This is a genomic window from Sphingomonas sp. CCH15-F11, from assembly GCF_001557005.1.
In the GTDB taxonomy this organism is placed as follows: domain Bacteria; phylum Pseudomonadota; class Alphaproteobacteria; order Sphingomonadales; family Sphingomonadaceae; genus Sphingomonas.
Map to the genome: position 1 here is coordinate 16645 of NZ_LSKG01000069.1, position 18592 is coordinate 35236.

The following is an 18592-nucleotide window of genomic DNA, read 5'->3' on the forward strand; positions in this document are numbered from 1 at the left end:
GTCAATAGCGCCGCTTCCCGAACCAGCGGATTTTCGGCCCGGCCGACTGCAATACCCCGCGACGGAACAGCGACGCGCCCAGCCAGATCGTCAGCGACACCCACAGCAGCTGCCATGCCAGCGCGGCGAAATGCGGCCACAATTGCGCCGACGCCGCTGCCTTGCCGGCCATGGCAAAGGGCGAGCTGAACGGGAACACCTCCGCCAGGGTAGCGAACCACGCGTCGGGATTGGAAACCGCCGCCGCCGACAGTCCGAACATCGCGACCTGGAAAATCGTGATCGGCAGCGACAGCATCTGGATTTCCCGCTGCGTCGACGCCTGCGCGCCGATGCTCAGGAACACCGCGCCCAGCAGCATATAGGCCATGGTGAAATAGCCGAAGAACAGCAATGCGAACGGGACGATGCCGATCGCCGGGGTCAGGTCGGCGATCCGTCGCGCCGCATCGGGCGGAACGAAACCGACGATATTCGCGCCGATCACGCCCCAGAAGCCCAGAAAGAGCACCGCCACGCCGAACATGCCGATCAGCTTGCCCAGGAACACACTCTCCAGCGGCACCGCGGCCGCCAGCACCTCGATCACCTTGTTCGACCGCTCCTCCGCCATCGTCCCGACCGCCTGGCCGGCGAGCAGCAGGGTGATGAAGAACAGCCCGAACACCGCAAAGAATGCACTGCCGTTGCGCCCGACCAGCGACGGCGTGTCGCGTTCGACCGCGCGGATCACCGGCCGCGACAGCGCGGCCTGCGTGCCGAGCCGCCGGGCGGACAGCACTTCGTCGGCCAGCCGCGCGAGATACCGGCCGTGGCGGATACTGGGCGGATTATAGAACACCGTCGGCCGCGCGAGCGGGCCGCTCATCGTCGCGGTGACGGCGGAGTTCTTCGCGCGGAACATGGCGGTTGCCTGAGCGACCGGATCGCGCGCGGGCGTCGCAAAGGTCAGCTCGGGCGGCAGCTCGTCGGTGCGGAACAGCGTGCGCAACGCCCGGTCGGCGGCGCGCAGCTCGGCCTGGTCGGCCGGGCTGACGATCGCGACGAGCCGCAATTTGCTGCCCGCCGAATCGGCGACCGTCGCCGCACCCAGCCCGCCGATCGCGGCAAAGCCGGTCATGATAAGCGGCGCCATCAGAAAGAGCAGGAAGGTGGGGGTGACGACGGTGGCGACGAAGTCGCGCCGCGCGACGGTCAGCGTCTGGCGGGCCAGCCGGCGAAACTTGCTCATCGCACGTCTCCCGCGGCTTCGGCCCCGACGATGCGGACGAACGCCTCATGCAGGCCGGGCCGTTCGATCGACAACCCGGAAATGCCGAAGCCCGCATCGATCAGCCTGACCAGCGGTGCCTCGATCCCCTCGTCGGGCAAGGTGAAGCGCCATCCCTCGCCCTCGCGCTCGGCATCGGCGGGCAGCAGCGCGGCGATCGCATCGGACGGGCGGTGGGGCACATAATGCGCGCGCATCGGCAACATGCCGCGTGCCTCGGCGACGGTGCCCTCGAAACGCCGCTTGCCGCCGGCGATGATCGCCAGCCGATCGCACAGCCGTTCGGCATGTGCCATGACATGCGTCGAGAACAGGACGGTCGCGCCGCGGTCGCGCTCGGCAAGGATCAGCTTTTCCAGCCGTTCCTGGTTGACGGGATCGAGACCGGAAAAGGGTTCGTCGAGCACCAGGAACCGGGGCCGGTGCACCACCGCCCCCAGCAGTTGGACGAATTGGGCCATGCCCTTGGACAGCTTGCGGATCTTGCTGTCGACGGCGTGGCCCAGCCCCGCACCCTCCATCAGCTCGACCGCGCGCTTGCGCCCCGTGGCCCAGTCGAGCCCGCGCAGCGCGCCCATGAACGCGATCGCCTCCTTGGCCTTCATGCCGGGATACAGCCCGCGCTCCTCGGGCAGGTAGCCGATCAGGTCGCTGGCATCGCGCGGGCTGTCATGGCCCAGCAGCGTGCGGTGCCCCTCGTCCGGCTCGATGATGCCCAGCAGCATGCGCAGCGTCGTGGTCTTGCCCGCGCCGTTGGGCCCCAGCACGCCATAAATGGAGCCGAGCGGCACCTGGATGTCGACCCCGTCGACCACCCGCCGGCCCGCGAAACGCTTCACCAGCCCCGATGCGCTGAGCGCAAGATGATCGTTCAAGCCATTCCCCCTTCACGCCAAGGCTGTGGTAGCGGGGGGATGTGTCCGAACACAAGCCACTGGAAGCACGAATCAGGGCGAAAGCCGCCGAACTGGGCTTTGTCGCGTGCGGAATCGCGCCGGCCGACGCCGCACCGCGCGCCGGCGAACGCCTGCGCCGCTGGCTGACGGACGGTTGTCACGGGTCGATGATCTGGATGGAGGAACGCGCCGACCAGCGCTCCAGCCCCGCGGGCCTATGGCCGGACGTCCGATCGGTCATCGCGCTTGGCATGAGCTATGCCCCGGCGACCGATCCGCTGGCATTGGCGGGGGCGGGGGATCGCGGCCGGATCTCGGTCTATGCCCAGGGCGCGGACTATCACGACGTGGTCAAGCGCGCGCTCAAGGCGCTGGGCCGCTGGCTGGCGGATACGGCGGGCGCACCGCTCAAGATATTCGTCGACACCGCGCCCGTCATGGAAAAGCCGCTCGCCGAAGCCGCGGGCCTGGGATGGCAGGGCAAGCATACCAATCTGGTCAGCCGCGACCATGGCAGCTGGCTGTTCCTGGGCGCAATCTACACGACGCTCGATCTTGCGCCCGACTCGCCGGGCGCCGACCGCTGCGGCTCGTGCAGCGCCTGTCACGCGGCCTGTCCGACGGATGCGTTTCCCGCCTCCTATCGCCTCGATGCGCGACGTTGCATCTCCTATTTAACCATCGAGCATAAGGGACCGATTCCCCACGAATTTCGTGCCGCGATCGGCAATCGTATCTATGGCTGCGACGATTGTCTGGCGGTGTGCCCGTGGAACAAGTTCGCGCACGCCGCCGCCGCCAACCGCGCCTTTGCGCCGCGTGCCGAGCTTGCCGCGCCCATGCTCGGCGACCTGCTCGCGCTCGACGACGCCGGCTTTCGCCAGGTGTTCGCCGGGTCGCCGATCAAGCGGATCGGCCGCGACCGCATGGCGCGCAACTGTCTGATCGCGCTGGGCAACAGCGGCGATGCGGCATCCCAGGGGGTGGCGGTGGCGCTGCTCGACGATCCCGCGCCGGTCGTACGCGGTGCGGCCGTGTGGGCGTTGGCGCAGCTCGATCCGGCGCGCGCGGCGGCGGAGCGTGCGGTCCGAGCGGGGGCGGAGATGGATGCGGATGTGTTGGCGGAGTGGAATGCACTTGGTTCCTGAAACCAATCGGCGTCATGCCAGCGAAGGCTGGCATCTCGCGCGAACGACAGTGCGCCGGCGCGGCGGGAAGCCCCAGCCTTCGCTGGGGCGACGGGATTGGGGCGAAGGATGCGCCGAATATACCCCTACCGCCGGGTCAGTGCCGCGACGCAACTTGCCCGGTCGATCGGGCCGCCGCTGCGCTGGCGCGCGTCGATGTGCTTGACCACCGGTACGCCGCTGCCGTCGGCGTTGGGGGGATAGAGATAGGTGTCGAGCACGCACAGCCCGCTGCCGAACTGCAGCTTGCGGCCCACGCCCTCGCTCGTCTCCAGGATCGGCTTGCCGAACGCGCGGACCAGCGCGGCTTCGTTCTGGCCCAGCACCCGCTCAAGCCCGGCGGTGCGGTAGGTCGGCGGCGGGACCGCGCGCGGCGCAGTGGCGGGCGGGGGCACCGCCGCGCATCCGCTCATCAGCAACGCGGTGGCGATCAGGACGGAGCGGGGCGGATAATTCACGATTTCCTCCGGTGAAACAGATGCGTGGCCATCGCCGCGCCCAGGATCGGCGCTGCGAGATTGAGAATCGGGACGAGGAACAGCGCGGTGCCGATTGCGCCCAGGACCAGCCGCTCCCCGCGGGTGCGCGCCCGCCAGTCGGGCAATGCATCGAGGGGCAGGTGACGTGCCGCGACCATGTCGCCCAGGTCGCGGCCAAGCAGCCAGCTGTTGACCGCGAAGAACGCGATGGCCGGGCCGATCGCGGTGAACAGCAGGATCAGATAGACTGGCGCGAGCAACAGGTTGACGCCGATCGCGCGCGCCGCGGATGCGATCGCCATGCGCAGCGAGGGCAGGAACGCGACGTCGCGGGCGCTCGCCAGCCGGTCGGGATAATGCCGGGCCTCGACCGCGCGCACGATCTGGTCGCCGAACATGCCGATGACCGCGACCGCAACCGCCCGGAACAGCAACCACGCACCCAGCACCACCGCCAGCACCGCGACGGCGCCGGCCAGCTCCTGCCACCACCCGGTGCCGCCCGCCCAGCCGGCCGCGCGCCGTGCAAGCCACCAGCATAGCGGACCGAGTGCCGCGAACAGCGCGACCGTTACCGCGAACGACTTGAGCATCACGCTCCACACGGGACGATCGTCGAGCTGGCGCAGCGACAGGATGAGTGCGTTCAGCATCGCGCACCGTTTGGACTGGGCCGGCGGCGCGCGTCAACGCGGTTGCGCGACGCCGGCCCACTGGCTACGGCGCCGCCAACCCGAACCGACCGGAGACCCGAGTGACCGAAGCCGCCTATGATGTTGTCGCCATCGGCAATGCGATCGTCGACATCCTTGCCCAGGCCGATGACGCCTTCATCGTCCAGGAGGGGATGACCAAGGGATCCATGCAACTGGTGTTCTCGCCGGAGGAGGCCGACGCGCTCTATGCCAAGATGGGCCCCGGTCGCGAGGTATCGGGCGGTTCGGCCGCGAACACCATCGCCGGCATCGCGACGCTCGGCGGCAAGTGCGGTTTCATCGGCCAGGTCGCCGACGACCAGCTCGGCCAGGTCTTTGCCCATGACATCCGCGCGTCGGGCATCCGCTACGACACCCCGGTCCGGTCCGGCGCGCCGACCACCGCGCGCTGCCTGATCTTCGTCACTCCCGATGGCCAGCGGACGATGAACACGTTTCTGGGCGCGTCCCAATTCCTGCCCGAGGCGGCATTGGACCGCGACCTGATCGCCAACGCGGCGATCCTGTATCTTGAGGGCTATTTGTGGGACCCCGAAGAGCCGCGCCGGGCGATGCGTGCCGGGATCGACATTGCCCGAACCGCGGGGCGCCGCGTCGCGTTCACGCTTTCGGACGTGTTCTGCATCAGCCGCCACGGCGACGATTTCCGCGCGCTGATGGCCGACGGGTTGATCGACATCCTGTTCGCCAATGAAAACGAGCTGCTCGCACTGTGTCGGACCGACGATTTCGACGCCGCCGTTGCCAGCGCGGCGGCGCAGGTGCCTACCCTGGTCGTGACCCGTAGCGAGAAGGGCGCGATCGCGGTCCAGGACGGCGCGCGCGTGGAGGTTGCTGCCGAGCCGATCGACCGGGTCGTCGACACGACGGGCGCGGGCGACCTGTTCGCGGCGGGCTTCCTTCATGGTCAGGCCCAGGGGCGCGATGTGGCCACGTCGCTGCGCATGGGCGCGATCTGCGCGGCAGAGATCATCAGCCACTATGGCGCCCGGCCCGAGGTCGATTTGAAGGCGCTGGTGGCGCAGAAGCTGGGCTGAACTGGCAGGCGCGTTTTGTCACCAACTTGGCCCGGTTAAGCCCCTCCCCTGAAGGGGAGGGGTGAGCCAGGGTGATCTGGTTCTCAACAACCAAAAAGGCCGGGGGGCGCTCCCCGGCCTTTTCGCTGTCTAGAAAATTTCGTCCTTAGTCCCAACCCGCTCCTCCTGAGTAGGGGTTGAGCCTGGCGAAGACCCGTATCGAAGGACTGCAACTGCCAGCATCACACGTTGGGCACATGCTCCTTCACGTCGTCCAGGTCGACGACGGTGATGATCCCCTTGCCGACATGGCTCGCCTTGTAGCTGTACGCGTAATAGATCACGAGACCGATCGCGCCCCAGGCGGGCAGCACGAGCATCGCTTCGAACGGGAGGTTGAGGAACAGGAAGATGCAGCCGGCGATCGTCAGCGGTCCGATCAGCCACAGCATCGGCGTCTTGAACCGGCGCTCGCGATTGGGTTCGGTCCGGCGCAGCATCATCACCGCGATCGCGACCATCATGAAGGCATAGAGCGTGCCGGCATTGGCGATGTCGGCAAGCTGGCCGACCGGCAGAAACGCCGCGGCGAATGCGACCACGCCGCCGGTCAGCGCGGTGACGACATAGGGCGTCTTCCACTTGGGGTGAATCTTCGACAGCCCCTCCGGCAGAAGACCGTCGCGCGACATGACGAAGAAGATGCGCGTCTGGCCGAACAGCAGGATCAGGATGACCGACGGCAGCGCGACGAAGGCGGCAATGCCCAGCATGTTGCCGATCGACGAGAAGCCGATCTGGCGCAGCACATGCGCCAGCGCTTCGTTCGAGCAGACCAGCGCCTCGGCATATTGCGGGAGTGCACATTGGCGCGCCAGTTCCTCCGAACCGGCGGGGAAGGGGATGCCGTTGGGCCCGACGATCGGCTGGCCGCCGATGGTGCCGATCGCCCCGGCCGCGACCAGAATGTAGAAAACGGTGCAGAAGCCGAGCGACCCGATCAGCCCGATCGGTACGTTGCGCTGCGGGTTCTTGGTTTCCTCGGCCGCGGTCGACACCGCGTCGAAGCCGACATAGGCGAAGAAGATCGTCGCCGCCGCACCCACGGCACCGATGCCGGAGCCAAAGCCGCCGAACACGCCGGCGGGCAGGAACGGGTTGAAATTGGCCATTTCCGACTTGGGCAGCGTCAGGATGATGAACACGGTCAGCGCGGTCACCTTGATCGCGACCAGGATCGCGTTGACGCGCGCCGATTCATTGGTGCCGATCATCAGCAGCCAGGTGACGAGCAGCGCGATGACGACGGCCGGCAGGTTGATCAAACCGCCCTCGACACCACCCAGCGCGAGCGGTCCGCCCGCCAGCCAGGCCGGCAGCTGTATCCCGAAAAACTGGTTCAATATCGTCCCGGTGAAATAGCCCGACCAGCCGACCGACACCGCGCTGGCCGCCACCGCATATTCAAGCACCAGCGCCCAGCCGACCGTCCAGGCGAGCAATTCGCCCATCACCGAATAGGTATAGGTATAGGCGGAACCCGCCACCGGGATCATGGCGGCAATTTCCGCGTAGCAGAGCGCGGCGACGATGCAGATCGCGCCGGCAATGGCGAAGGCGAGCATCAGGCCGGGTCCCGCCTTCTGCGCACCGGCGGAGGTGAGCACGAAAATCCCGGTCCCGATGACGCAGCCGATGCCGAACAGGGTCAGCTGGAACCAGCCCAGTGTCGGCTCGAGCGATTTCGCCTTGGCGGTCGCCAGGATGGCGTCGAGTGGCTTGACGCGCGCAAACTTCATTCAGTCAAATCCCCTTGGGTCGCGGGCGGCTCTTGCCGTCCCGTGAAATGTTGAATTGGCGAAGCCTAGACGCAAACCGCGCCCGTGCAATCCTTTTCGCGCCATTTACCGCGCCAGCATCGGCCCAAGCGGTTGCCCGGCAAAGATGTGGACGTGCAGGTGCGGGACTTCCTGATGCGCATCGCGCCCGATATTGGCGAGCAGGCGATAGCCCGGCGCAACCAGCCCGGCGGCGCGCGCCACCGCGCCGACCGCGCGGATGAACCCGGCGATCTCCGCGTCGCTCGCCCGGGCGCTGAAATCGTCCCAGCTGACGTACCGGCCCTTGGGGATCACCAGCACATGCGTCGGCGCCTGCGGGTTGATGTCGTTGAAGGCGAGCGCGTGGTCGTCCTCGTACACCCGCGTGGCCGGTATCTCGCCGCGCAGGATGCGCGCAAAGATGTTGGCGTCGTCATAGGGCTGGGTGGCATCGATCGGCATGGGCGGCGAGTCCTCGAACTTTACGCGCTGGAGCAGGCGGCGGTCACGTTCGCGCGGCCTTTTCGACCAGGCCCGACACGCCCTCGCGCCGGGCGAGCTCGGCGCGGACATCGTCGAGGCCGAGCCCCGCATCGGCAAGCAGCACGATCAGGTGGAACATCAGGTCGGCGGCTTCGGACGTCAGGGCCGCGCGATCGTCGGCAATCGCTGCGATCACGGTCTCGACCGCTTCCTCGCCGACCTTCTGCGCGATCTTCGCCCGGCCCGCGGCGTGCAGGCGCGCGACATAGGACGTCGCCGGATCACCGCTCATCCGGCTGCGGATCATCGATTCCAACAGGTTCAGGCGATCGTCCATGCGCGCGGCTTTGCCCGCTGCGCCGCGCCGGCGTCAATCCCGCTCGGTTTCCGACGCCCTGTCGCGACGAAAGCGATGCCGCAGCGCCCGGCGCGCGACCCAAAGGCCGATCGCCACGAAGCCGAACGTCGCCGCGTCCGAGGCCTCGAAGCCGTCTGCCGGGGTGGCGGCGTTCAGCGCGAACCAGAGCGCGAGCACCGGAATGGGGTGGCGAACCATGCTTGGCATGCCCGCCACCCTGCAACGCGGGCAGTTAAGGAAGCGTCAGCCCTGCGCCTTGCGGCGCCGCCCGATCCAGCGACCGGCGACCAGGCCGGCGATGCCCATGCCGAACAGCGCCATCTCCGCCGGCTCCGGCACGGCTACGGGCTTGCCGCCCGAGGACCCTCCGGTCGATCCGCCCGATGATCCGGTGCGGGGAGGATGCGAGGGCGGCTTGTCATAGGCGCTCGCGAGTCCCGCGGGCAGCGCCAGCGCGGCGACGATGATGGCGGTTTGAACGAGTGGCTTCATTGATCTCTCCCTGGTCAACGGTCCATCCGCATCATGCTTAATCAAGAACGGTGCCGATTCTCGCAAAGTCGCCGAAGCCGGGCGAAGCATTGGTTAATCGCTGCGGCTTGATTGCGTGAAGTGTAAGCTCAGCCGACAATCGGCCGTCGCACGGCGATGCCTGCGGCCGCGAGCGCGGCATGGGCGTCGCCCACCGTCGCCTCGCCGAAATGGAAGATCGACGCGGCAAGCACCGCGCTCGCATGGCCGTCGCGAATGCCGGCGACCAGATCGTCGAGCTTGCCGACCCCGCCGCTGGCGATCACCGGCACCGTCACCGCATCGGCGATCGCGCGGGTCAGCGCCAAGTCATAGCCGTCACGGGTGCCGTCGCGGTCCATCGACGTGACCAGCAGCTCGCCCGCGCCCAGGCTGGCGAGGCGCACGGCATGTTCGACCACATCGATGCCCGTCGGCTTGCGTCCGCCATGAGTGAAGACCTCCCACCCGTCGCCATTCCTTCGCGCGTCGATCGCGCCGACGACGCATTGCGCGCCGAACCGGTCGGCGATGTCGGCAACCAGTTCGGGCCTGGCAACCGCGGCGGAATTGACCGCGACCTTGTCTGCGCCCGCGAGCAGCAGGGCGCGCGCGTCCTCGGGCGCGCGCACGCCGCCGCCGACCGTCACCGGCATGAAGCAGACCTGCGCCACCCGGCGCACGACGTCGACCATCGTGCCGCGCGCCTCGTGGCTGGCGGTGATGTCGAGGAAGCAGAGCTCGTCCGCACCCGCTGCGTCATAGGCGCGCGCCTGCTCGACCGGATCGCCCGCGTCGCGCAACGCGACGAAATTGACGCCCTTGACCACGCGCCCGCCGGCGACGTCGAGACAGGGGATGACGCGCGCCCGGACGGTCATCCGGGGAACTCGACGCGTAGCAAGATCGACGAACGGATGTGGGAGCCGAAGTCAGTTGCAGTGCCGCTCATGCTCCCTGCCCCCGCGCCACCGCAATCGCCTCGGCCAGATCGAGCCGGCCGTCATAGAGCGCGCGGCCGGTGATGACGCCTTCGACGCCGTTGCCGACATGGCGGACCAGCGCGTGGATGTCGGCCATTCCCGCAACGCCGCCGCTGGCGATCACCGGAATCGACACCGCGCGGGCGAGCGCCACCGTCGCCTCGACATTGCACCCCTTGAGCAGCCCGTCGCGACCGACATCGGTGAACAGCAGGGCCGCGACGCCCGCATCCTCGAACCGCCGGGCCAGGTCGACCGCGGCGACATCGGACACGTCGGCCCAACCCTCGGTCGCGACCATGCCGTCGCGCGCATCGACACCGACGACGATCCGGCCGGGATACGCACGCGCCGCGGCTTTCACGAAATCGGGGTCCTTCAACGCAGCGGTCCCGATCACCACGCGTGCCACGCCCAGCGCCAGCCAGCGCTCGACCCCGGCCATGTCGCGGATGCCGCCGCCGAGCTGAACCTTGCCGGGGAACGCCTCGATCGCGCCTGCTACCGCTTCGCCGTTGACCGATCGTCCGGCAAAGGCGCCGTCGAGATCGACCATGTGCAGCCAGTCCGCGCCCGCTTCGGCAAACAGCCGCGCCTGGGCGGCCGGATCGTCGCCATAAACGGTCGCGCGCGCCATGTCCCCTTCGGCCAGGCGCACGACCTGCCCGCCTTTCAGGTCGATGGCGGGAAAGAGGATGAGGGGGGTCATCATTCCTCCCCGAGCTTGCTCGGGGAGGGGGACCATTCGCGCAGCGAATGGGGGAGGGGTATTCCCTCGCCGCCCGGCCCCTCCACCCCGCGCCTTTGGCGCGCGGTCCCCCTCCCCGAGCGCAGCTCGGGGAGGATCAGGTGGTTCACGGCCGCCATTCAAGAAACCTTTCCAGCAGCGCGATGCCGTAGCGCTGGCTCTTTTCCGGGTGGAACTGCACGCCCAGCACATTGTCGCGGCCGATCGCGGCGGTGACTGGCCCGCCATGATCGGTGGTTGCCACCACCTCGTCGCCGTCGAACGCGAAGCTGTGCAGGAAATAGGCTTCGCCCGGCTGGATCAGCGCGTGCGGCGCGACCGGCACGACGTCGTTCCAGCCCATATGCGGCACGCGAAGCTCAGGCGACGGCGTGAGCGCGCGCACGCGCCCGCGCACCCAGCCGAGCCCGCGATGCGCGCCGAACTCCTCGCCGATGTCGGCCATCAGCTGCATGCCGACGCATACGCCCAAAAAGGGCGCGCCGCCTTTGATGACACGCGCCTGCAGCGCGTCGATCATGCCGGGCAACGCCGCCAGCCCGTCCATGCACGCCCGGAACGCACCGACGCCGGGCAGGACGATGCGATCGGCCGCCAGCACGGCATCTGGATCGGCGGTGACCGCGACGTCGCGCGCACCCGCCGCGATCAGGGCGTTGTGGACCGAATGGAGATTGCCCGCGCCGTAATCGATCAGCGCGACGCTCACAGCGTACCTTTGGTCGACGGGATCGCGTCGGCCTTGCGTGCGTCGATCTCGACCGCCTGGCGCAGCGCGCGGGCCAGCCCCTTGAAGGCGCTTTCGGCGATGTGATGGTTGTTCTGGCCGTACAGTGTCTCGACATGCAGCGTCACGCCCGCGCTTTGCGCGAAACTGTGGAAGAAGTGCTCGAACATCTCGGTGTCCATCTCGCCCAGCCGCTTCTGGGTGAACTCGGTCTTGAAGACGAGCCAGGGTCGCCCGGAAATGTCGATCGCGACGCGGGTCAGCGTCTCGTCCATCGGCGACAGCGCGTCGCCATAGCGGCGGATGCCCTTCTTGTCGCCCAGCGCCTGCGCGACCGCCGCGCCGATCGCCAGCGCGGTATCCTCGACCGTGTGATGCTGGTCGATATGCAGGTCGCCGACCGTCTTGACCTTGAGGTCGATGAGCGAATGCCGGGAAAGCTGTTCGAGCATATGGTCGAAAAAGCCGATCCCGGTGGAAATTTCATAACTGCCCGACCCGTCGAGATCGACGGTCACGTCGATCTGCGTTTCCTGGGTCGATCGGTTGAGGGTGGCGGTGCGCATGAGGTCCACATAGCGTGCGTTCGCGCCGGTGCAATCTTGACCCACACGCTGGGACGGGTAGCTAGACGCAATGTCATCCAACGTACCCGACAGCCTGATTCCCTATGACGAGATCGTCCAGGAGGCATTGCGCGCGGTCGTCGGGCGCGTGCTGGGTTCGGTCGCCGAACAGGGCGGGCTGCCCGGTCAGCACCATTTCTACATCACCTTCAAGACCGGCGCGCCGGGCGTCGACATCCCCCAGCGGCTGACCGAGCGTTTCCCCGACGAAATGACGATCGTGCTCCAGAATCGCTTCTGGGATCTCAAGGTCGACGACGGGCGTTTTTCGGTCGGGCTCAGCTTCAACCAGGTTCCGTCGACGCTGACGATTCCGTTTTCGGCGGTGACCGGGTTCCATGATCCCGCGGTCAATTTCGAGCTGCGCTTTCACGTGTCTGACGGTCCCGAGGGCCCCGGCCCGCACGAGGAAGCGGAAAATGACGGCCCCGCGGTCAAGCCCGCCGACGACGGGTCGAACGTCGTCGCGGTGGATTTCAAGCGCAAGAAATAGGCCGGCGCGCGGCACGGCGTGCCGCCGACCCGCGCATTAGGCCTTGTGCGTTGCAACAGACGCGGGCAGCATGGTCACTCGATCCAAATCCGGCCGGCGGGAGAGCGGATGGCAGCGCGCGCAGCGTTCGACGAAATCTGGGGGACCAGCGGCCCGAACGCGCCGCGGTCCGAGCTTTCCGAACTCGCCGCATGGATGCACGAAACGCCGCCCGGCGAGCTTGAACGGCGGCTGGCGGCCGCAGAGACGATGTTCCGCCAGCTTGGCATCACCTTCGCCGTTTATGGCGATCGCGACGCATCCGAACGCATCATCCCGTTCGACATGATTCCGCGTGTCTTTCTGGCGGACGAATGGGCGCGGCTGTCGGATGGGCTGGTTCAGCGGGTCGAGGCGATCAACGCTTTCCTCGACGACATCTATGGCGCGCGGCGCATCCTGGCCGAAGGCGTGCTGCCGCCCGAGCTGATCTTCTGCAACGCCCAGTTTCGACCCGAAGTGGTCGGCATCCGCCCGCCGCGCGGCATCTGGGCGCATATCTGCGGCATCGACCTGGTGCGTACCGGCCCCGACCAGTTCTTCGTGCTGGAGGACAATGCGCGCACCCCCTCGGGCGTCTCCTACATGCTGGAAAATCGCGAGGCGATGATCCGGCTGTGCCCGGAGCTGTTCCGCAGTTTCCGGGTCGCGGCGGTCGACAGCTATCCCGACCGGCTGCTGGAAACCATGCGTTCGGTCGCGCCGCCGGGATGCAGGGGGGAACCGGCCTGCGTCGTGCTGACGCCGGGCCATTTCAACTCTGCCTATTACGAGCACAGCTTCCTGGCCGATTCGATGGGCGTCCCGCTGGTCGAGGCCGCCGACCTGATCGTCGACGACGACCGCGTGTTCATGCAGACGATCGCCGGGCCCGTGCAGGTCGACGTCATCTATCGCCGCATCGACGACGACTTTCTCGATCCACTGGTCTTCCGTCCCGATTCGATGCTGGGCGTGCCCGGCATCATGGCGGCCTATCGCGCGGGCAACGTCACGCTGCTCAACGCGCCGGGCAACGGCATCGCGGACGACAAGGCGATCTACAGCTACATGCCCGACATCGTGCGCTTTTATTCGGGGGGCGAGGCCAAGCTGCCCAATGTCGAAACCTGGCGCTGCCGCGAACCCGACGCGCTCAAATATGTGCTCGACCATCTCGACGAAGTGGTGGTCAAGCTGGTCGACGGGTCGGGCGGCTACGGCATGCTGGTCGGCCCCACCGCCAGCAAGGCGGAGATCGAGACGTTCCGCGCCGCGCTGATCGCCGAGCCGCAACGCTACATCGCCCAGCCGACACTGGCGCTGTCGACCGTGCCGACCTTTACCGATCAGGGCATCGCGCCGCGTCATGTCGACTTCCGTCCGTTCGTGCTGACCGGCAGCGGCGGGGTTCAGGTCGTGCCCGGCGGACTGACCCGCGTCGCGCTGAAACCGGGTTCGCTGGTGGTCAATTCCAGCCAGGGCGGCGGGACCAAGGACAGCTTCGTGCTGCTGCCCGATCGCGCGCCCGCCGACGCGGTCCAGGCGCAGTTCCAGTTCCAGCAGGGGGGCGGGGCGTGACCGTGCGGCGTGCGCCATGCTGATGCTGTCGCGCGCCGCGGCCTCGCTCTACTGGCTGGGGCGCTATGTCGAGCGCGCCGACTTCATCGCCCGGCTGGTCGAGGCGACGATCCGGCTCGACGCGCTGTCCGCACGGCCCGCGGGCGAGGCGGCGTGGCAGAGCGCGCTGACCGTCACCTATTGCGAGGAATCGTTCGCCGCGACCGATCACACGCTGACGCCCCAGAATGTCGCCCGCTTCCTGACGCTGGACGCCAGCCACCCCGGGTCGATCATCCGATGCCTGGAGGCCGCGCGCAACAACGCCCGCGCGGTGCGCACCGCGCTGACCCGCGACGCGTGGACCGCGATCAACCGCGCCTGGCTGATCTTTCACAACCGCTCCAGCCCCGGCGGATCGGCCGCGACGCTCAATCTGGTCGAGGCGGTCAAGGCGGAGACGCGCGGGTTCGACGGTGCGGTGACGCGGATGATGCGCAACGAGGCGACGTGGTTCATCCGCCTTGGCGCAGCGATCGAGCGCGCCGACAACACCGCGCGGCTGATCGACGTCAAATACCACCTGCTCCTGCCCGCGGGCGAGCCGGTCGGCGGCGTGATCGATCGTGACCAGTGGACGACGATCCTGCAGACGGTGTCGGCGGTGACCGCCTATCGCTGGGTCTATACCGAGGGGCTGAGGCCCGAGCTGGTCATCGACCTGCTGCTCACCCGGCGCGAGCTGCCGCGGTCGCTGGCGGCAAGCGCGGAGGAGGCGCTGGAGATGCTGAGCCTGCTCGCCAAGGAAACCGGGCTTCAGGGCGAGGCGGGGCGCATGGCGCGCGCGCGGATGAACCGGATGCAGAAGACGCGCGGGTCCGAAGTGATCCTGAGCGGCCTTCACGAGTATCTCGAAAACTTCATCCGCGAAAACGACCTGATCGGCGACGCGATCGCGCGGCAGTTCCGGTTTCCCTGATGCGCCTGTCGCTCGCCCACCACAGCGTCCGCCGCTTCGACCAGCCGCAGAACCGGCTGATCCAGCTGCTGCGGCTGATGCCGGGCGATACCGACCACCAATCGGTCGTGGCCTGGCATCTCGACGTCAGCTGCGATGCGCGCCTGCGTCACGGTATCGACGGTTTCGGCAATCAGGTGACGATGCTCTATGCGACCGGGCCGGTCGACGCGGTCGAGCTGACCGTCACCGGCGACGTGCTGACGACGCCGTTCTCGGGCGCGGTGACCGGATCGGCCGAGCCGCTCCCGCCGATCTTCTATCTGCGCACGACGGAGGCGACGCGCTGCACCGCGCGGCTGGGCGAACTTGCCCGCGATCTGGCGGGCGAAGGCGACCCGCTCGATCGTGCGTACCGCCTGAATGGTGCGATCCATGCCGGATTCACCTTCGCGGCGGTCGACGGGCGCGCCCACGCGCGTCCCGCCAGCGAAACGGTCGAAGGCATGAGCGGAAGCACGCGGGAGGCGGCGCAGCTCTTCATCGCCGCGGCAATCTGCCTGGGCCTGCCCGCGCGCTTCGTGTCGGGCTATCGCGCGATCGGCGGTGGCGGCGCGACGTTGTACCCCCATGCCTGGGCGGAGGCGCATGTCGCCGGCATCGGCTGGATCGGCTTCGACCCGGAAGCCGGCGAGTCACCCGCCGAGACGCATGTTCGCGGCGCGATCGGCCTCGATGCCCATGGCGCGGCCTTCATCGCGGAGGCGCGCAGCGGCGATCATGGCACTGCCAGCGATGTGGAGCTTACCGAAGGCGACGTGGACGGCCAGGGCTGAACGACTGCGGCGATGCCGCGCGCGACTCAGGCCGGCTGGTGGGCGCGCGGCTGCACGGCGGGATCGACCGGATCGTTGAGCGCCATCCAGCCCATCGGGCCCAGCGTCTCGAGCGGACGGAAGCGCGCCTTGTACGCCATGCGCTGCGACCCCTTCACCCAATAGCCCAGATACACATAGGGCAGGCCGGCCGCACGGGCACGCAGGATGTGGTCGAGGATGATGTAATTGCCCAGCCCCTGGCGCCGTTCGTCGTCGGCCAGGAAGAAGCTGTAGATCATCGACAGCCCGTCGCCCTGCTGGTCGGTGATGCACGCGCCGACCAGCCGGCCCGGCGTGCCGCCCACGGGCGGCTCGCGATATTCGATGACGAAGCTGCGGACCGGGCTCTGTTCGACCATGTCGGCATAATCATGCTCGTCCATCTGGGTCATGCCGCCGCCGGGGTGGCGCGCCGACAGATAACGGCGCAGCAACTCGAACTGCTCGCCGGTCGCCCATGGGCGGCAGGCGGTGACTTCCAGATCGCCGTGACGCTTGAGCAGCTTGCGCTGGGTGGCATTGGGCTTGAACTGGCCGGTGACGACGCGGACCGAGACACAGGCGGAACAGCCCGCACAGGACGGACGATAGGCGACCGACTGGCTGCGGCGGAAGCCGATCCGGCCGAGCGCGTCGTTCAGTTCGCCGGCGTGCGGTCCGTTCAGCTCGGTGAAGACCTTTCGCTCCTGCCGGCCCGGCAGATAGGGGCAGGGCGTCGGGCTGGTCACGAAAAACCGGGGAAATCTGAACGGTGCGCTCACCCGTCAACCCTTCTGCTCAACCCCGGACGATGCCGGGCCTGCTACGCGTCGAAAGCGAATATGCGGTGAACAAAGCTTCGTGAAAAGCGTGTTTACCAATAATGATGGTTAACGCGCCCGCCGCACCCGTCCACGCGGTACCGGGGCCGAGGTCGACGCCTTCGGTTTCGCGATATTGCGCCTTATCACCCGGTAAGCAGTTTTCGTAAGCTGCGGTTACCGACGATTGCGGCTATGTATCCGTGCAGCTGCACCCCGGGGGGTCAGCATCGCAAGCCCGTGTCGAATCACGCTTTTTGTGAGGGGTCATATGCCGATGTCGGTTTCCGGGGGCGCGCGTCGCGCCGCATTTCGCCTGCGCTTGTCCTTCGCGCCTGTCCTCCTTGCATGCCTGGTGGCCGGCTGCTTCGAGGAGGGCGATCCGGGCGTCCTCACGACCGTCGTCGAGACACCCCAGGGCACACGTCAGGTCAGCTTCCGGACCGATGGCGAGACGACGCCCGACGATTATGCAGCAGCACTCGCGATGTGGCGCAAGGTGCGGGAGAAGGACAGCTGCGTCGCGTGTCACGGTGCCGACTTCTTCGACCTCGCCCGGATCGGGACGAGCGATTCCGAGATCGTCCGCCGCGCGATGATCGACGGCGCCAGTGAAGTCGAGGCGCGGGCGCTGGTACGCGGCGTCAAGTTCGTGCGCACCCAGTTCAGTCTGCCCGCCGAGAACCCCCGCACATTCCGCCTGCTCCAGCCCGGGGGTGCGGTGCTGCCCGGCGCGACCAGTGCCGAACGCGACCTCGCGCTCGCCGGCGAGCTGGCCCGCTTCATGCCGGTGACGACCGGTGCCGCGCCGGTCCGCACGCTGGCCGACGCCCATCGCGCCCGCGACGAATTCCTGGCGATCGACTTCGACAAGCTCCGGGTCGGTGTGCCGTTCCCGCTGTGGTCCGCCGACATCGCGCATGGCCCCGGCGAAGGCACGATGGACGACTGGATTTCAGACGTGCCGCGCATCGCCATCCCCGCGCGCGCGGCCGAATGGGAGGCGCTTCAGAACGCGTATCTCGCCGACCCGAGCGACTTCAATTTCTGGAAACTCTATTTCGGCGTCGAGACGCTGACCCAGCCCTTTGCGGGGCTCAATCCTTACGATCCGGCCGATCGCTGGCGCGTCGAGCGGATCAGCGCGCTCAAATACCGCAACGCGCTGATCGGCCAGCACTTGATGCGCAGCCAGGCGATGGGACGCACGACGTTCATGCGCGGCCAGATTGCCTTTGCCTATCTCGCCAAGGAGGCACCATTCCGCGCGGCCTTTGCCGGCAAGCGCGCCACGCTGCCGGACAGCGGCAACGGCCGTCTGCCCGAGATGCTGCCCAACACCATCTGGGAACTGGGCGACACCGCGCGCTTCGGCTTCGACCCGTCGGAGGCGAGCCGGGGGCTACCGGGCAATGTCGGCGGCAAGGATGCGATGCGCGACCGGTTGCGCCTGCTCGGCTTTCCCCAGTTCGTCATCGACAGCGTCCGTCCCGATGCGACCTTGCGCGACGAAACCGATGCGATGCAGCTCAGCTGGTTCATGCTCGGCCTGCGTTTCGATCCGGCGCTGCAGCGCGTCAACGGCTCAAATTCGACCAAGGTCGGCGAGTATCTGCTGAGCCAGCTGACCTTCAACGACTATTTCCTGCATCGCACCTTCCAGACCGGCCTCAGGCTCGTCACCCGCAGCTACCATCCCGATGCCGACCCCAAGGGGGCGACGCAGCCGTTCAACCTCAAGTTCAACTACTTCACCGCGTATAACCGCCACGTGCCGACCCGCTGGAACCGCAAGGACAATCAGGCGCTGTCGGCGACGGTGCGCGACGCGCAGCTCGCCGAATACAAGCGGATCACCGCCAACTTCTTCCGCATGAGCCTGTTGCTGCATGAGGAAGCGCTCGATCGCGGCCAGATCAAACCCTATGGCGTGTCGAACCAGGATGGCGATTATCAGGTGCTGAAGCAGTTCTTCGACTATGCCGGCCAGCCCGGCTATGCCGAGGACATCGCGCTGATCCGCCGCGTCGCCGCGAAATCAGGGACGCCGCTGAACTTCTGAGCCC

Annotated in this window: 21 protein-coding genes; 7 read left to right on the top strand and 14 right to left on the bottom strand. The window is 67.7% G+C overall.

All coding sequences use genetic code 11. From position 1 onward, the window contains the following. Position 1 precedes the first annotated feature (1 nt). Together AX709_RS06485 and AX709_RS06490 are read right to left on the bottom strand one after the other, a co-directional pair. Complete coding sequence (locus AX709_RS06485) at positions 2 to 1231, bottom strand: ABC transporter permease (protein ID WP_066548017.1); 1230 nt, start codon at positions 1229 to 1231, stop codon at positions 2 to 4. Then, positions 1228 to 2145: an ABC transporter ATP-binding protein gene (locus AX709_RS06490; RefSeq protein ID WP_066548018.1), complete on the bottom strand. Its 918-nt coding sequence runs from the start codon at positions 2143 to 2145 to the stop codon at positions 1228 to 1230. Before AX709_RS06490 ends, AX709_RS06485 begins: the two co-directional genes overlap by 4 nt. Positions 2146 to 2186: 41 nt before the next feature. Here AX709_RS06490 and queG point away from each other — a divergent pair, with 41 nt between their 5' ends. Then, positions 2187 to 3314 carry a tRNA epoxyqueuosine(34) reductase QueG gene (gene queG, locus AX709_RS06495; protein WP_066476651.1) on the top strand — a complete coding sequence of 376 codons (1128 nt, stop codon included), beginning with the start codon at positions 2187 to 2189 and terminating at the stop codon, positions 3312 to 3314. 125 nt (positions 3315 to 3439) lie between these two features. Here queG and AX709_RS06500 read toward each other — a convergent pair whose 3' ends face one another. Both AX709_RS06500 and AX709_RS06505 read right to left on the bottom strand, forming a co-directional pair. Then, positions 3440 to 3811, bottom strand: a complete 372-nt coding sequence (locus tag AX709_RS06500) for a hypothetical protein (protein WP_231727444.1) — start codon at positions 3809 to 3811, stop codon at positions 3440 to 3442. Further along, the gene (locus AX709_RS06505; protein WP_066548020.1) at positions 3808 to 4485 is read right to left on the bottom strand and encodes an EI24 domain-containing protein; all 678 of its coding nucleotides are present in this window, start codon (positions 4483 to 4485) and stop codon (positions 3808 to 3810) included. The genes AX709_RS06500 and AX709_RS06505 overlap by 4 nt, the downstream gene beginning before the upstream one ends. Positions 4486 to 4586: 101 nt before the next feature. Here AX709_RS06505 and AX709_RS06510 point away from each other — a divergent pair, with 101 nt between their 5' ends. Further along, positions 4587 to 5585, top strand: a complete 999-nt coding sequence (locus tag AX709_RS06510) for an adenosine kinase (RefSeq protein WP_066476647.1) — start codon at positions 4587 to 4589, stop codon at positions 5583 to 5585. Positions 5586 to 5806: 221 nt separating this feature from the next. Here the strand turns inward: AX709_RS06510 and AX709_RS06515 are convergent, their stop codons facing one another. The 9 genes from AX709_RS06515 to hisB all read right to left on the bottom strand — a co-directional run bounded on the left by AX709_RS06515 (position 5807) and on the right by hisB (position 11759). Next, on the bottom strand, positions 5807 to 7363 hold the full coding sequence (locus tag AX709_RS06515; protein ID WP_066476645.1) for an amino acid permease: 1557 nt from the start codon (positions 7361 to 7363) through the stop codon (positions 5807 to 5809). A gap of 105 nt (positions 7364 to 7468) precedes the next feature. Beyond that, on the bottom strand, positions 7469 to 7846 hold the full coding sequence (locus AX709_RS06520) for an HIT domain-containing protein (protein WP_066476642.1): 378 nt from the start codon (positions 7844 to 7846) through the stop codon (positions 7469 to 7471). A gap of 43 nt (positions 7847 to 7889) precedes the next feature. After that, positions 7890 to 8204 carry a phosphoribosyl-ATP diphosphatase gene (locus tag AX709_RS06525; RefSeq protein WP_066476639.1) on the bottom strand — a complete coding sequence of 105 codons (315 nt, stop codon included), beginning with the start codon at positions 8202 to 8204 and terminating at the stop codon, positions 7890 to 7892. Between the two features lie 33 nt (positions 8205 to 8237). Continuing rightward, positions 8238 to 8432 (bottom strand): hypothetical protein, encoded by a 195-nt coding sequence (locus tag AX709_RS06530; RefSeq protein ID WP_156454179.1) that lies wholly within the window; start codon positions 8430 to 8432, stop codon positions 8238 to 8240. A 36-nt stretch (positions 8433 to 8468) separates the two neighbouring features. Further along, on the bottom strand, positions 8469 to 8717 hold the full coding sequence (locus tag AX709_RS06535) for a PEP-CTERM sorting domain-containing protein (RefSeq protein ID WP_066476636.1): 249 nt from the start codon (positions 8715 to 8717) through the stop codon (positions 8469 to 8471). 128 nt (positions 8718 to 8845) lie between these two features. Further along, a complete protein-coding gene (gene hisF, locus AX709_RS06540) occupies positions 8846 to 9616 on the bottom strand; it encodes an imidazole glycerol phosphate synthase subunit HisF (RefSeq protein WP_066548030.1) in 771 nt (256 codons plus the stop codon). A 67-nt stretch (positions 9617 to 9683) separates the two neighbouring features. Further along, the gene (gene hisA / locus AX709_RS06545; RefSeq protein WP_066548031.1) at positions 9684 to 10427 is read right to left on the bottom strand and encodes a 1-(5-phosphoribosyl)-5-[(5-phosphoribosylamino)methylideneamino]imidazole-4-carboxamide isomerase; all 744 of its coding nucleotides are present in this window, start codon (positions 10425 to 10427) and stop codon (positions 9684 to 9686) included. A 145-nt stretch (positions 10428 to 10572) separates the two neighbouring features. After that, positions 10573 to 11175, bottom strand: coding sequence for an imidazole glycerol phosphate synthase subunit HisH (gene hisH / locus AX709_RS06550; protein WP_066548032.1), 603 nt, complete (start codon positions 11173 to 11175; stop codon positions 10573 to 10575). Continuing rightward, positions 11172 to 11759, bottom strand: coding sequence for an imidazoleglycerol-phosphate dehydratase HisB (gene hisB / locus AX709_RS06555; protein WP_066476586.1), 588 nt, complete (start codon positions 11757 to 11759; stop codon positions 11172 to 11174). The genes hisH and hisB overlap by 4 nt, the downstream gene beginning before the upstream one ends. Before the next feature lie 70 nt (positions 11760 to 11829). Here hisB and AX709_RS06560 point away from each other — a divergent pair, with 70 nt between their 5' ends. From AX709_RS06560 to AX709_RS06575, 4 genes are all read left to right on the top strand, one after another. Next, positions 11830 to 12312, top strand: a complete 483-nt coding sequence (locus AX709_RS06560) for an SspB family protein (protein WP_066476583.1) — start codon at positions 11830 to 11832, stop codon at positions 12310 to 12312. Between the two features lie 108 nt (positions 12313 to 12420). Further along, a complete protein-coding gene (locus AX709_RS06565) occupies positions 12421 to 13911 on the top strand; it encodes a circularly permuted type 2 ATP-grasp protein (protein ID WP_066476580.1) in 1491 nt (496 codons plus the stop codon). A gap of 22 nt (positions 13912 to 13933) precedes the next feature. Then, positions 13934 to 14869 (top strand): alpha-E domain-containing protein, encoded by a 936-nt coding sequence (locus tag AX709_RS06570; protein WP_197417088.1) that lies wholly within the window; start codon positions 13934 to 13936, stop codon positions 14867 to 14869. Further along, positions 14869 to 15684: a transglutaminase family protein gene (locus tag AX709_RS06575; RefSeq protein WP_066548034.1), complete on the top strand. Its 816-nt coding sequence runs from the start codon at positions 14869 to 14871 to the stop codon at positions 15682 to 15684. Before AX709_RS06570 ends, AX709_RS06575 begins: the two co-directional genes overlap by 1 nt. A 26-nt stretch (positions 15685 to 15710) precedes the next feature. Here AX709_RS06575 and AX709_RS06580 read toward each other — a convergent pair whose 3' ends face one another. Beyond that, entirely contained in the window at positions 15711 to 16487 is a 777-nt protein-coding gene (locus AX709_RS06580; protein ID WP_066548038.1) for an arginyltransferase, read from the bottom strand. Positions 16488 to 16881: 394 nt separating this feature from the next. On the opposite strand from AX709_RS06580, the gene AX709_RS06585 reads away from it, so the two are divergent. Further along, positions 16882 to 18588: a hypothetical protein gene (locus AX709_RS06585; RefSeq protein WP_156454180.1), complete on the top strand. Its 1707-nt coding sequence runs from the start codon at positions 16882 to 16884 to the stop codon at positions 18586 to 18588. The last annotated feature ends 4 nt before the right edge of the window (positions 18589 to 18592 follow it).